The sequence below is a fragment of the Providencia rettgeri genome, from assembly GCF_041075285.1.
Classification (GTDB): domain Bacteria; phylum Pseudomonadota; class Gammaproteobacteria; order Enterobacterales; family Enterobacteriaceae; genus Providencia; species Providencia rettgeri_G.
The window spans coordinates 3,103,220-3,117,317 of record NZ_CP163512.1 but is presented as its reverse complement, the minus strand read 5'-3'; the positions used below and the strand labels follow the sequence as shown (position 1 = coordinate 3,117,317).

The window sequence follows — 14,098 nt, the reverse complement described above, 5'->3', positions numbered from 1 at the left end:
ATGAATGGTAGACGACTTAAGGTAATCTGTGGCTGGAATATTCATTTATTTTTTTTAATATTGATATCGACGAATGCATATTCCGATGTGAGCACACTTTCAATAAATGTGAGAGTCATCGTGCTCTCGACAACATGTGATATTAAAAATTTACAAGGTGGTGATACCATTGAAGTTGATTTCAAAGATATCACCAAAAAAGGAATAGAAAATGAGAGTTATAACTTTTCTGTTCCTTTTAAAATAACGTGTAGAAATGGTAGTCCAGTGTTATCGCTAAAATTAACTGGAGATAGAGCTAATTTTGATCCTACCCTATTGAAATCAGTTAATAACGAAAATCTTGGGTTTGAATTTAAATTAGCCAATAAAAAATTTCCACTTGGTACAGTATCGTCATTTTTTACAACAGGTACAGTTCCATCATTGTTAGTTAGGCCTCGGCTTAATTCTGCTTCAAATAATATTCAAGCTGGGAGTTTTACCAGTGCTGCCGCCAAATTAATTCTACAGTACGAGTAATTTCAGTATACAAACGTACAATGAAATAAACGAATTGAAGTTTAAGGTGAAATATACTTGAATTTTTATCTAATACCTATATTAAAAATAAAATTTATTTAGCAAAGAGTGAGATAAATTATAATGAAAAAAAACACAGCAATTATAAAAATTTTCTGGTTCAGATTTGTAAAAGTAATACTTATTTGTTTCCTGACACTGAAACTTAGTTACGCTGCAACTGCAACGATTAAGGTGAGTGTCATAACAACTGAGGAAACATGTGATCTATACAGCCAAGATGGGGCAAATCAACCAATTATTATTGATTTTAAAGATATTGTTGCTACAAAAGTTGATGGAAGTATGTATGAAATGCCGATACCTTATATACTTGAATGTTCTAATGCAACGAGTAACCCTTCTTTAAACATTTCATTGAATGGCGCTTCAGCTGAATTTGATTCAGATCTATTGGCGACTAGCGAAAAAGAGCTTGGCTTGGCGTTAAAAGCGGACGGGGCCCCGATAAAACTCGGTGAGAAAATTAATTTTTTTTATAATCAAAAACCCTACTTAACGCTAACTCCGAAGGTTGGAAATAAAAGAGCGTTAAAAGGGGGAGCGATTTACGCATCAGCAACATTACTTGTTAATTTTAATTAAAATCAGAGAATTTGTTATGCAAAAAAAAATATACGCTTTGCTATTGCTTGTTATTTCCTTTTCTGTAAATAGTGACGCGCTATATGCTACTTCTGCAGAAAAGCTCTATTATCCTAACATGCAACGATATGGCATATCATGGATTTCGGTAGCAAGTGCAAACGATGATGTATTGGTAACTTGCCCACAGGGACGTTTTTGTTATTATGGGATTTTTGTAGGAGCTCTTGGTGGGGGGTATGAAGGTAGAAGAAGTTACACCTGCATCTCATGTAAGTATATGACTATTGAAAAACCAATGACATGGAAAGAAATTTATACGGAATATCTGAAAAGCAGGCCTGCAAGTGGGAGTAATGATGATGTGAGGATCCACGCAAGAGCGGAAATAACAGGGATCTGTACAGGGTTGGTAACTAAATTCAATTCTCTCAGTGCTAGTGATATTATGACCATGCAAGAAGTAGGGTGTACCAAAATGCCTCCGACTAATAATTCTTGCCAAATAGTTGGCGATATTGATATTGATCACCATGTGGTAAGCTCAAGATCTGTAAATGGTAATATTGCAGAGAAAATGATACAGCTAAGTTGTTCAAATCCAGCCACTGTTCGTTTCACTATCGCTAGGCCTAACCTTGACTTGGGAGGTGGTGTGAGCTCACAATTAAGTATAGAAGGATATGGCAATACAGGCTTAATCAATACAACGGCTTCCTCAATAAACTTAAAATTTCAATCGAGACTCTCTGCTACGAGTGAGATAACTTCTGGATTACACACCAATAGCACTGTCCTTGTTTTTAATATTGAATAGATATGGCTGAAATTAAATGCCTATTACCATTGAAAGTTACTTTAATTTAGTACTGTTTTTTTAAATGTTAATATCAGAGGATAGATTTTAATTGAATTACTAAAAGTAGATGTATGAATACCTATTTTGTCGAAAGTTAAATGGCATTATACAAAATATCTTGATGAATAATTTTATTAGTTTTTAATTATGCAACTATTATATTGGTAGTTGCGACTCTTTAAATTTATTTGAGTTTTCTAGCCTAAAGCCAAGATACATTCAGTGTCCATAAGGTTCAACAATAGTTTATGGTTATAGGTCTCATGAATATGAAGGAAATCATCATCAAATCTTTCTCCATAAGGTAAATTCATCAATATATGAATTAAACCAACCCAATTTAAAACCAAACTATTGAGCTTTAACATAGATTATTTAAAACTTTTTTCTTAGTATGTAAATTAAACACTTTGATTGGATGACACCACATACCTTAAGAAAAGAGATAACTAAAATGCCAGCTGCTAAACGTCCTATTTTTAATTTGGAACTTGATTTACTCCGTACCTTTATTGCGGTTGTCGATGGTGCAACGTTTGCTGCTGCCGCAGAATCCGTTTGCCGAACGCAATCTGCGGTGAGTCAACAAATGCAAAGGTTGGAATCACTCATTGGTAAGGAGCTGTTTGTACGGCAGGGCAGAAATAAAGCATTGACGGATTCTGGCACTCAACTGTTGAGCTACGCCCGCCGTATTCTTCGCCTTAATGATGAAGCGTGTTTATCACTCGTTTATGAAGAGATTGACGGAGTTCTGAAAATTGGTTCACCAGATGATACGGCAAACACCATATTGCCTGACTTATTAGCAAGATTTTCAGGGGCTTATCCAAATTTAATCATGGATATTATTGTAAAGCGTAGCCCATTTCTTATGTCAATGTTAGAGGATAATGAACTCGATTTGGCTATCTCAACAGAGGAGCACGTTGGCTACCCTAAAATTGTCTTACGTGTTTCTCCTTCCCTATGGTATTGCGGAAAACATTTCAGCTTTAACTTAGATCAACCGCTGCCATTAGTGGTGTTAGATGAGCCGAGCACTTATCGTGAGATGATGATTAATCACCTCGACCAACAGCAAATACCTTGGCGAATTGCTTATATGGCAACAACATTATCTGGTGCACGTGCTGCAGTTCGAGCCGGATTAGGCATTATGGCGCGTTCAATCGAGCTTTCAGGGGAGGACTTGCGTATACTTGGTGAGGATGAAGGTTTACCAGCACTTCCGGCAATTAGATATAACCTGTATCTCAACTCAAAAAGCCCAACTAAAGCTGCACAAATTCTTTTTGACTCTCTAAAAAATGAACAAACAGAAGTTATCTCTTATAACAATTAAAATTAGGAATGGTTATGACCCATTTTCACGGTATTTTCCCTTATCTTGTTTCACCTGTCGATCAAGTCAAGGGAGTTGTTCTTGAATCATCCCTTCGCCATCTGATTGAACACCTTATTTCGAGTGGCGTTCATGGATTAAGTCCGTTAGGTAGTACAGGTGAATACGCTTATTTGTCACAGGAATTACGTAATGAAGTCGTCCGCATTACCGTTGATCAAGCCGCAGGGCGAGTACCTGTATTAGCGGGTGTTGCGGGTTTTTCAACGTCAGATGCGTGTTTTCAAGCAGAGCAGTATGCTAAGTTAGGTGTTGATGGCATGGTGCTGATATCGCAAAAAATGTACCCTTTGAGCGATAAGGCTCAATTGAGTTATTTCCAGACAATAGCCGAATTTTTTCCTGAAAAGTCCATGACGGTCTATACCAACCCAGGGTTATTAGGGGATGTGCTATCTATTTCTCTTCTGAATGAATTAAGTTACATTCCCAATATCGAATATGTGAAAGATGCATCGAGTAATACAGGTCGGTTATTAACGATGCTCAACACATTTGGTGAGCGGGTTAAAATTTTTAGTGCTTCAGCTCATATCCCCTTATTAGTCATTAAATTGGGTGGTGTGGGATGGATGGCGGGGCCTGCTTGTGTGTTGCCAAAACAGTGTGTAGAACTCTACGAGTTGGCGACACAAGGAGATTGGGATACTGCGTTAGCAAAACAAAAAGAACTGTGGCAAATCAATGAAGCTTTCACGCAATATGCACTCGCATCGTGCATTAAAGCATCTCTAAACATTCAAGGTTTTAATGTCGGTGACCCGATCCGCCCACAAGAGCCACTAAATGACGTTGCTATTGCGCATTTGCAGCAAATCATAGCTCAGTTGAATGAATAATACAGGGAAAGGAAAATAGAAGCCCGTTTAGTATGGGCTTCTATTCGCGAGTCGCGTTTATCAAAGAGCGACACGTAATAACTGTGTGATATCTTTTATGTTTTTTGTTTCAAACGACAATACGTTTTTCGCAAGCTGTGTCGCTTGTGCATCTCCCATTATCAATCCCGCATTGTCATAAAATTTACGTTCAATATCCTCCAATGACATTGGATTTTTCGGGTTACCGTATTGAATATCTAATCGTTCCGTTAGCGTCTTACCATTGGTTAATGTGACAAAAATTAAGCCAGGAAAATAGGTAGGAAAAGGAATTTCATTTTTAGTGGGATAACGGTAACTCACTTTCTTAGCGAGGTTTTGGATATCTGTCCGTTGTAAATTTTCGGGTGAGAGCAAACTTAATGTTAATTTGTCTTCGATAAAACCTGCGGCAAACAGCCATGGGAGGCTAAATTTTGCCGCATAGGCACTCTGAGGAGCCCATTTTTGTTCCGGTGGTTCGCAAATCAAGGCTGCGGCAACTGGGTCAATGACACATTCCACTTTGGCGATTTGTTCTAGGGTTATACCTTGTCGTAATAATCGTCTCCCACAATCTACGGTAGCATGGGCAAAATGGCAAACAGGGTAGGGCTTAATGGAAACGTTCATAAACTCCCAGACACTGCCCAAGTCTTGAGCGACTTGTTCGGGGGACGCATTTTCACGGATACCGTGTGTTTGGTACAAACTATAGCGGCCTTCAAAAATCGTTTCTGGTCCTGTCATTCCACCTTTAGCTAAACAAGCCGCGATAATGCCTGATTGAGCAGCCCAGCCCGCATGAAAACATTTTGCTGACGAACTATTGGTTAGGTATTCGGCAACACCACTGGTTTGGCTTCCTGTTAGCCCAATCGCATGAACGGTTTGTTCTTGAGTTAATTTGAGTAATGAAGATGCACAAGCGGTCGCGCCAAAAATACCGGCTATCGCTGTAGAGTGGAAACCGCGTTGATGAAATCCACTGTGGCTCGCTAATCCCACTCTAGCGGCGACTTCCCAGCCAATTATCCATGCAATAAGGATGTCTTTTGTTGTCGCTTGTAAATGTTCACCGAGTGCAAAGGCTATAGGGGTAAGTACGGCACTACCGTGAGTGATGGAGTCAGTATGTGTATCATCGAAATCTAATGCATGTGCTGAAATGCCATTTGCTAAAGCCGCGGCAGTCGTAGAAACGGTTTGGTTGCTTCCCCAAATTGGAATAGTACCTTGATGATCCGGTAAACAAGTGATCCCCTGACGACATTGTGTCGCGCTTTGTTGGAGACTCCCAGCAAGTGCCACGCCCAATGTATCGAGTAAGTGATATTTAGCGCGTTCAACAATTTGTGGAGGGATATCAGAAAATGATAGGTGTGTGATAAATTGGCTTAGTTGTTGACTTAATGTCATAGATACCTCTGATGAATGTAATGAAAAAGCCAGCACTTGACTGGCTTTAAGAGAGTAGAGATTTAAACTTCGCTAAAATGAATTAGTCGTTAAGCCAACCTGATGCTTTAGTTTGTTCTATTACTCGAGTGACTTGTTCAGGGGCATTACCCACATATGTAGTTGGGTCTAATAAGGCATTGAGCTCTTCTTGTGTGATATGGTCACGAATACGGGTGTCGCGGTTAATCGCTTCAATAAAGGTGATACCTTCTTCTTGACCCGACATCGAAGCCTCATAAACAATTTCATGTGCAGTTTGTTTACCAGCTTTGTCTGACAGAGCAAACATGACACGCTCTGCTAACATAAACCCACCTAAAATATCTAAATTTTGGCGCATTTTATCGACATGTACGTTTAATCCCCCTAATACTGTTTTCATGTTGTCAAAGATAACTGAAAGCATCAGGCACATCTCGGGCATCACTTTCCATTCCATCTTCCAAATTGCACCATCTCTTTCGTGTTGGTGTTTCATCATGTCGGTAAGCACAGAAAGGTTAGCTTTCAATGTATTACTGACACATGCTGCATTTTCTACAATTGCAGGGTTACGCTTGTGTGGCATGGTTGAGGACCCAACTTGACCTTTACCAAAAGGCTCTGAAAGTTCATCAATTTCATTATGAGCCAATAATAAAATTTCATTAGCAATTTTCCCTAATGTGCCGCTAATTAAACCGATCAGCATGCCATATTCACTAAATCGGTCACGAGCTGGCTGCCAAGAAATTTCTGGTGTGCCTAAACCGAGCCGATTTAATACTCGAACTTCTAGTTCATCCGCTTTGTCACTCAGTGAGGCTTTAGTTCCAACGGCGCCAACAACGCTACCAACGAATAAACGCGGTTCGATTTCTTTTAATCTCTGATAATGGCGTGCTAATTCCGTTAACCAAATTGCGGTTTTATGGCCAAAAGTGATTGGCAGGGCTTGTAAGGCTAAGGTACGTCCAGCCATTGGTGTATTGCGATGCTTCTCACTTAAAGACAATAAAGAACGTCCTAATATTTTGATATCACGTAAAAAAACTTTATGAGCTTCTTTAAGTTGAAGGACTAAGCCGGTGTCCATAACATCCTGTGTTGTGGGGCCAAAGTGAACGTATTCACCAAAATGTTCAGGGCAAGCATGCTCTAAACCACGGATGGTTGGAACAAGTGGGTGACGGGTTAAACGTACCTGTTCTAAGATGAAATCCATATCTAACTTTTCAAGTTTTGCGGTATCAGCAATAACCTCGGCGGCTTGCTTTGGGATCAACCCTAATTCAGCTTGTTCAATTGCTAATGCAGCTTCGTAATCAAGCCAATTTTGCATTCTCACTTTATCAGAAAAAATGGCGCGCATTTCTTCAGTGGACCATAAATTTTTTAATAATACAGAATCAAAAACACTGGTACCCATAATATTCCCCTGTAAGAATAATATTGAAAATTAAAAGGCAATTATTTGTTAGAGAGTTTTATTATTTATGCAATAAAAAATATAAATAAACACCTTAATAAGACTAATGTTAATTAAAGATTTATTTATATGTTTATTTTTGTGTATAAAATCAATAAGTTAAATGTCATTTTGTTATTTGTTCTTTATCGTTTTTAATTCTTAATTTTCTCTTAAGTTTTCATTAATTTAATTAATGCTCATTTATATGATGAAGATCATCTTTTTATATAAGTCATGTTTTAAAAGAAAACTAATTTGCTATACATAATATGAATTCAAAGTTTAAAAAATAAATAACCATCCTTTTAATTATCAGGGAATCTATTCCTATATTTGGAGTAATACATAATGACATTAAATAAATATACAAAATTAATACATAGTGGACGACAATCTATTACAACATCAGGTCCAATCAATCCACCAGTCATGCGTGCAAGTACGATCATTTTTGACTCCATTAAAAGTTGGCGGGATGTTCGCGATCGTCGCGCAACGGAACGTGTTTTAAGTTACGGTGCGCGAGGTACAGAAACCGCCTTTGCACTTGAAAGTCTTGTGACGGAATTAGAAGGGGGCTATAGAGCGCAATTGTTTCCTACGGGCTTAGCCGCAATTGCAGTCACTATCATGGGGTATGCACACAGCGCTGGTCATGTGTTGTTTGCAGATTCTGTTTATGAACCCGTTCGTAAAATAGCCGATGCTTTTTTAAAACCAAATAACATTGCTTTCAGTTTCTTTAAAACAGATGGCTCAGATTTTGAACAAAAAATTCAAAGCAATACACAACTTATTTTTGTTGAGTCTCCGGGGTCACTTCTTTATGAAATGTTAGATTTACCCGAAATATGCCGTATTGCCCATGAAAAAAATATTCCTGTCGGTGTTGATAATACGTGGGGCTCAGCATGGCTATATAACCCGTTGGAGTTGGGGGCAGATGTTTCGGTGATTGCCGCAACAAAATACCTTTGTGGGCACTCCGATGTGATGATGGGCATTATGGTCGCCACAGAAAAAGCGTGGAAACAAATTGGGGCCTTACCAGAAGCATTAGGACAAGCCAGTAGCCCTGATGATGCAGCCTTAGTTTTACGTGGGATGCGTACTTTAGGGCAGCGATTAGCTGCACATGGCAAAGCCGCTCTGACGATTGCGCAGTGGCTGGAAACTCGCCATGAAGTGGAAAAAGTTTGGTTCCCTGAATTGCCATCTCACCCTCGTCATGACTTATGGAAACGTGACTGCAAAGGAAGTAACGGGTTATTAACCATTGAATTCAAAAAACAATATACCGCGAAGCAAGCAGAAAACTTTATTGATGCTTTAGCCCTGTTTGGTATCGGCGCGTCGTGGGGTGGATTTGAGAGTCTCGCACTCCCCGCTAACGTCGTCGGTGCAAGAACGGCATCAGATTGGCGCGAAGGTCATGGTCCTTTTGTTCGTTTACATATTGGCTTGGAGTCTGTGGATGATTTGATAGCGGATATTACACAAGCATTTTCAACATTAAACCAATAACCATAAAGCGGCACCAATACTGGGGAATTTTTCTATGACAGGTTTAATTATTGCCGGGCTAGTTACAGCGCTGGTTATTTACCTGCTGGCTCGAGGTTATAAACCTCAGCCAGTCTTATTGTTAGGGGGCTTGCTTTTATTACTCCTAACTGCATCTTTAGATCTTAATTCACTGTTACCAGAAAACAAAACCACACATTTTAAGTACTTTGATATCTTCCAAATTTTCACTGATATCATGAGCTCTCGATTGGCTGGATTAGGGTTAACATTAATGGCGATTGCTGGATTTTCCCGTTATATGGAGCATGTGGGAGCCAGTCGTGCATTATTCGCTATTTTTGAAAAACCGCTAAAGACCATTAAGTCACCTTATTTATTATTAGTGATTTCATTTTTGGTGACGCAAGTCCTCGTTATTTTCATTCCAAGTCATGCCGGGCTGGGGATGTTATTAATGGTGACGATGTATCCAATATTAATTCGTTCAGGTATCAGCCCACTCTCTGCACTAGCGGTTATCGGTTGCTGCCAGTTTATCGATCATGGACCAGGCTCTGGTAATGTCATTATGGCGGCGAAAACAGCAGATATTGAACCTGCTGTTTACTTTGTTCAACACCAATTACCCGTGACAATCCCTATTATTATTGCAGTGGCAATCACACATTTCTTTGTCCAGCGCTGGTGGGATAAGCGTGAAGGGTTTGTTTTCGATTTGAGCAAAATTGATACCATTAAAGAAGATGGCGGTAATAAAGTTCCATTGTCTTATGCATTATTACCAGTTATTCCATTAATCTTGATTATCGGTTTTAGCCCATTATTGCACCCATATATCAAGTTGGAAGTCACCACGGCGATGATTATTAGTACTGTCATTGCGTTGATTTTTGAATATGTCCGCTTACGTAATGCAAAAGCTGTGATGGATAGCTTTATGTTGTTCTTTGAAGGCATGGGGAAACAGTTTGTTTTAGTCGTTTCTTTGATTGTTTCAGGGGAGTTTTTCGCTAATGGATTACTAAAAAGTGGTGCGGTGGATACGTTAATTAGTGCTGCCCAAGATGCTGGTTTTGGTATCGGTGCGATGATTATTGTTATGAGTGCCATTCTTGCACTCGCGGCATTTTTGATGGGGTCAGGGAATGCGGCATTTTTCTCTTTTGCTGCATTGACACCGAAAATTGCCGCTTTTCTTAAAGTGGATGTGGTGACGCTCATTTTGCCGATGCAAATCATGACCAGTTTTGGGCGTACCGTTTCACCGATAACTGCTGCGATTGTTGCAATTGCAGGTATTGCAGGGGTGTCACCATTCCAAATAGTCAAACGAACGGCAATTCCAATGGCTGTTGCCGCGATAGTTAACCTTGTAGTGACTTTTTACTTCTTATACTTCTAATTAGACTTGCGCATTTATCCCTTAAACTTTTCGTTACTCTTCGGTTTAAGGGATCTTTTTTTATTGATAGAGAGGCAATTATTTGCCCTATTATCGAAAACTATCTGATTGATAATTTAGACGTGTCGTCATATCTATGGTTATTTACGCTGTAAATAATCACTTTATGTTGTTATAAATGTTGTTATAAATAAAGCGTTGATTTGCGAAATGATGATTTTGGGGGAGATGAACTTTGTGCTTACAAGGTCACATTTTGCACATTTACTCGGGCAACTCTTGATTATTTTACCCGCCGTTGGCAAAGACGTGGCTGAAATTTCAAGGTGATTTTAAATGAGATCACTAGAATGAGGAGATAAGGGTATTTACGATAAATTGATTATCAAGACATAAACTTGGTGGTCAGTTTTATCAATGGGGCGTGCATATCGGGAGATCTTTCATGAAACTCTATAGCGAAGATTTTTTTATCACACCACAACAACACATTGCAGTAGAACCGAGAGCGCCTCAGCCTATTTTCCCTGAGCATACACATGATTTTAGCGAGATTTTTTTGGTGACCCAAGGTATTGGCCTGCATGTTCTTAATGGGCGACCTTATACCTTATGCCCAGGTATGGTGTGCTATATTAAATCCAGCGATTATCACCTATTTGATAATGTTTCTAATCTCAATTTAACTAACGTACTTTATCGATCAGATTCTAGCTTTACGTATTTAAATAATATTGGCCATTTTTTCCCTGCCGATGCTGAAAAAAATATTTCCCATTGGCTATTAAATAAAGAACATTACAATAAGGCACAGCAACTTATTGATAAACTAAACGAAAGTGGTGACTCTGACCCTGCTTATACTGAAAGTCTTTTCTTACAGTTAATTGTCAATTTACAAGAGGGTCGTTATAACCATATAGGTGAAGGAAATAATGAACAACGTATTATCCAGATGCTACGTTGGTTGCAGGTAAATTTCACGGAAGAAATTGATTGGGAAAGTTTAACGGCTCAGTTTTCGGTTTCGTTGCGTACTTTTCATCGCTATATGAAAAATAATTTAGGTATATCGCCGCAAAACTATTTAATAAAACTGCGGTTATCTGAAGCTTATTATCAAATTCGTTTTTCAGATAAGTCCATTACCGACATAGCGTTGGAGAGTGGTTTCAATGATAGCGCGTATTTTTCGACGCGTTTTAAAAGTGAGTATAGTTTCACACCACGTGACTTGCGTCATTGCAGCAATTAGCAAAGATTGTCATGATCACCGTTACCCTTTTTTGAGGTGGCCATGATACAAAAAATTCTGTCACTCAGCAGCAGCGATTATTTTATTCGACCTGAAAATACCGTGACGATAGAAAAGCGGGATTCTCAGGAAGATTTTATTATTCATAGCCATGATTTTAATGAGTTTGTGATTGTTTTTTCAGGAAATGGTTTACACCATTGGAATGGTGATGATTACCCGATTACTTGTGGAGATATGTTTTATATTAACGCAGAGGATCACCATGGTTATCATTCCGTCAATAATTTAAAATTGGTGAATGTCTTATACAAACCTAATGAGTTTTTGATTAAACAATCTATTGAAAAATATGTGCCACTTGGTCACCAGCCAACAATATCTAGGCATTGGAAATTACCGCCTTCCAGTTTATCGACGTTAACGCCAATCATTGAAAAAATGGCATTGGAGTGTCAAAAGCCGGATATCCCATCCATTCATCTTTGTGAAGGGCTATTCTTACAACTGGCGATTTATATTTATCGTTTACGTTATCAGCCTGATCAAGCGCCAATAAGTTTATTACATCAAATGGATCTGCTAATAAACTGTTTAAATTTAAGTATTAATACACCATTTTCATTAGAAAAGTTTGCTCAGAAACATCAAATGTCTGCACGCTCATTACAGCGTTTATTTAAGTCGAAAACCGGAATGACGGTAATGGAATACCTGCAGCAATTGCGCCTTTGCCATGCAGCATTATTATTACGCAGCACTTCGTTGTCGATCAGTGAAATCGCTGGGCAATGTGGTTATGAGGACAGTAATTATTTTTCGAGTGTTTTCCATAAAAAAATGAATATGACAGCAAGTGAATATCGTCGCTGTTTTTTACAACAGAATAAATTGAGGTAAGTGCTAGGGGCTGTTTATCTTTGATGGTCAATTTTTATTCGAATTAAAGCCATTTTAGGCAAGGTGAGAGGCTTGTCGCTTAGTGAACCGGGCAGGAGCCTCTCAACGCAGTATCAAATGAGTGAAACGTGCTTTAATCGAACTCGTAGGGCAGCGTTTAGGGACAATAGTTGATTCACATCGTCGTCAGTCTGTACTACGGATACATTTAGCCATTTTTTGGGTTGTTTTTTTGACCTTTTTTCGCGGTAAAAATCAGTAGCAAAGATAAATAGCCCCTAGCCAAGAGACTAGCACTGCCTCGTGGGGAGATTAATCCAAATAAAATACCGATCTTAACTCATCACTAATTGGGCTATTATCGGAATTTGATGGCATAATATCCGACATATATTTCCACCATCTCTGGCACACGTCGGTTTGTGCAATGCTTTCCCAGCGTTCTTGTGATTCAATTTCCACATAACCAAACAGTAAATTTCTTTTATTATCTAGAAAGATAGAATAATGATGCGCACCATGCTCTTTGAGAGTTAGCACTAGTTCAGGCCAAATTTCAGTATGTCGGCGCTGATATTCCTGGTGGGCGTCATGAGCGACTTGCATCACAAAGGCTTTTTTTATCATGATGTTACCCTCTAATAAATCGTTTGATATAATTCAGCGATGTCTTCTAATGTTGCGTTACGTGGATTGCCCCCAGTACACACGTCATCAAAAGCTGCTTGAGAAAGGGATGGGATATCTTCCGGTTTCATGCCAATTTCACGAAGTTTGCTCGGAATGCCGACATCTTTATTTAGTGAAAAGACAGCGGCAATAGCGGCATCTCTGGCCTCTTGGAGTGTAAGGCGATCAATATTTTTTACCCCCATTACACGAGCGATATCACGGTATTTTTCCCCAGTGTATTCCGCGTTATACGCCATAACATGGGGTAATAAAATGGCATTGGCAACACCGTGGGGAGTATTGTAAAACGCGCCAAGTGGGTGAGCCATGCCATGAACGAGTCCTAATCCAACATTAGAGAAGCCCATTCCTGCCATATATTGTGCGAGAGCCATTGTTTCAACGCCTTGTGGGTCGCCCTTAACGGATTGTCGTAACGAGTTGCTGATCAATTCAATGGATTTAAGGTGTAAAGCGTCAGTCAGTGCCCAAGCTCCTTTAGTGATATAGCCTTCAATCGCGTGAGTTAAAGCATCGACTCCAGTGGCGGCTTTTAGTTTAGCGGGCATGGATGCCATCATTGATGGGTCAATAATGGCAACGACAGGGATACTATGGGGATCTACACACACGAATTTACGGCGCTGCTTGCTATCAGTAATGACATAGTTAATAGTGACTTCCGCTGCGGTTCCTGCGGTAGTTGGAATGGCGATAATAGGGGCAGCCGGGTTTTGGGTTGGGGCGACTCCTTCTAAGCTCATCACATCTTGGTATTGTGGATTATTAATAATGATGCCAATTGCTTTGGCGGTGTCTTGTGGAGAACCTCCACCGATGGCTATCAGATAATCTGCATTAGCTTGTTTGAAGTGTTTTACCCCTTGTTGGACAGTATCAATGGTTGGGTTAGGAATAACGGCATCATAAATGGCGTAGTCCAATTTGGCGTTGTCTAATAGTTGGGTAATTTTACTGACAACATTAAATTTAACCAGCTCCGTATCTGTGACAATCAGTGCCTTATTAAATTGACGTTTTTGAATTTCCTCTACCAGATGAGTGATGGCTCCCTCGCCAAAGTATGAGGTTTCATTGAGTATCATTCTATGGGTCATGGTTGACCTCCCAATCGATTAA

The 14,098-nt window shown here is 39.3% G+C and carries 13 protein-coding genes; 9 read left to right on the top strand and 4 right to left on the bottom strand.

Translation table 11 applies throughout. From position 1 onward, the window contains the following. The 5 genes from AB6N04_RS14185 to AB6N04_RS14165 all read left to right on the top strand — a co-directional run bounded on the left by AB6N04_RS14185 (position 1) and on the right by AB6N04_RS14165 (position 4,270). Positions 1-522 carry a fimbrial protein gene (locus tag AB6N04_RS14185; RefSeq protein ID WP_369308945.1) on the top strand — a complete coding sequence of 174 codons (522 nt, stop codon included), beginning with the start codon at positions 1-3 and terminating at the stop codon, positions 520-522. 123 nt (positions 523-645) lie between these two features. After that, positions 646-1,167: a fimbrial protein gene (locus AB6N04_RS14180; protein WP_369308944.1), complete on the top strand. Its 522-nt coding sequence runs from the start codon at positions 646-648 to the stop codon at positions 1,165-1,167. A gap of 16 nt (positions 1,168-1,183) precedes the next feature. After that, positions 1,184-1,984: a hypothetical protein gene (locus AB6N04_RS14175; protein ID WP_369308943.1), complete on the top strand. Its 801-nt coding sequence runs from the start codon at positions 1,184-1,186 to the stop codon at positions 1,982-1,984. Positions 1,985-2,480: 496 nt separating this feature from the next. Further along, complete coding sequence (locus AB6N04_RS14170; protein WP_369308942.1) at positions 2,481-3,371, top strand: LysR family transcriptional regulator; 891 nt, start codon at positions 2,481-2,483, stop codon at positions 3,369-3,371. 14 nt (positions 3,372-3,385) lie between these two features. After that, a complete protein-coding gene (locus AB6N04_RS14165) occupies positions 3,386-4,270 on the top strand; it encodes a dihydrodipicolinate synthase family protein (RefSeq protein ID WP_369308941.1) in 885 nt (294 codons plus the stop codon). Positions 4,271-4,330: 60 nt separating this feature from the next. On the opposite strand, the gene AB6N04_RS14160 is transcribed toward AB6N04_RS14165, so the two are convergent. Next, positions 4,331-5,710 carry an MmgE/PrpD family protein gene (locus AB6N04_RS14160; RefSeq protein ID WP_369308940.1) on the bottom strand — a complete coding sequence of 460 codons (1,380 nt, stop codon included), beginning with the start codon at positions 5,708-5,710 and terminating at the stop codon, positions 4,331-4,333. A gap of 82 nt (positions 5,711-5,792) precedes the next feature. Next, positions 5,793-7,160: an adenylosuccinate lyase gene (purB, locus tag AB6N04_RS14155; protein WP_369308939.1), complete on the bottom strand. Its 1,368-nt coding sequence runs from the start codon at positions 7,158-7,160 to the stop codon at positions 5,793-5,795. A 390-nt stretch (positions 7,161-7,550) separates the two neighbouring features. On the opposite strand from purB, the gene metC reads away from it, so the two are divergent. The 4 genes from metC (at position 7,551) to AB6N04_RS14135 (ending at position 12,286) form a co-directional block, all read left to right on the top strand. Then, positions 7,551-8,726 carry a cystathionine beta-lyase gene (metC, locus tag AB6N04_RS14150; RefSeq protein ID WP_369308938.1) on the top strand — a complete coding sequence of 392 codons (1,176 nt, stop codon included), beginning with the start codon at positions 7,551-7,553 and terminating at the stop codon, positions 8,724-8,726. Between the two features lie 34 nt (positions 8,727-8,760). After that, positions 8,761-10,131, top strand: coding sequence for a C4-dicarboxylate transporter DcuC (gene dcuC, locus AB6N04_RS14145; protein WP_369308937.1), 1,371 nt, complete (start codon positions 8,761-8,763; stop codon positions 10,129-10,131). A 445-nt stretch (positions 10,132-10,576) separates the two neighbouring features. Then, complete coding sequence (rhaS, locus tag AB6N04_RS14140; RefSeq protein WP_369308936.1) at positions 10,577-11,386, top strand: HTH-type transcriptional activator RhaS; 810 nt, start codon at positions 10,577-10,579, stop codon at positions 11,384-11,386. Positions 11,387-11,428: 42 nt separating this feature from the next. Next, on the top strand, positions 11,429-12,286 hold the full coding sequence (locus AB6N04_RS14135; RefSeq protein ID WP_369308935.1) for a helix-turn-helix domain-containing protein: 858 nt from the start codon (positions 11,429-11,431) through the stop codon (positions 12,284-12,286). 312 nt (positions 12,287-12,598) lie between these two features. Here the strand turns inward: AB6N04_RS14135 and rhaM are convergent, their stop codons facing one another. Together rhaM and fucO are read right to left on the bottom strand one after the other, a co-directional pair. Next, positions 12,599-12,913, bottom strand: coding sequence for an L-rhamnose mutarotase (rhaM, locus tag AB6N04_RS14130; RefSeq protein WP_369308934.1), 315 nt, complete (start codon positions 12,911-12,913; stop codon positions 12,599-12,601). A gap of 11 nt (positions 12,914-12,924) precedes the next feature. Beyond that, entirely contained in the window at positions 12,925-14,076 is a 1,152-nt protein-coding gene (gene fucO / locus AB6N04_RS14125; RefSeq protein WP_369308933.1) for a lactaldehyde reductase, read from the bottom strand. Between the last annotated feature and the right edge of the window lie 22 nt (positions 14,077-14,098).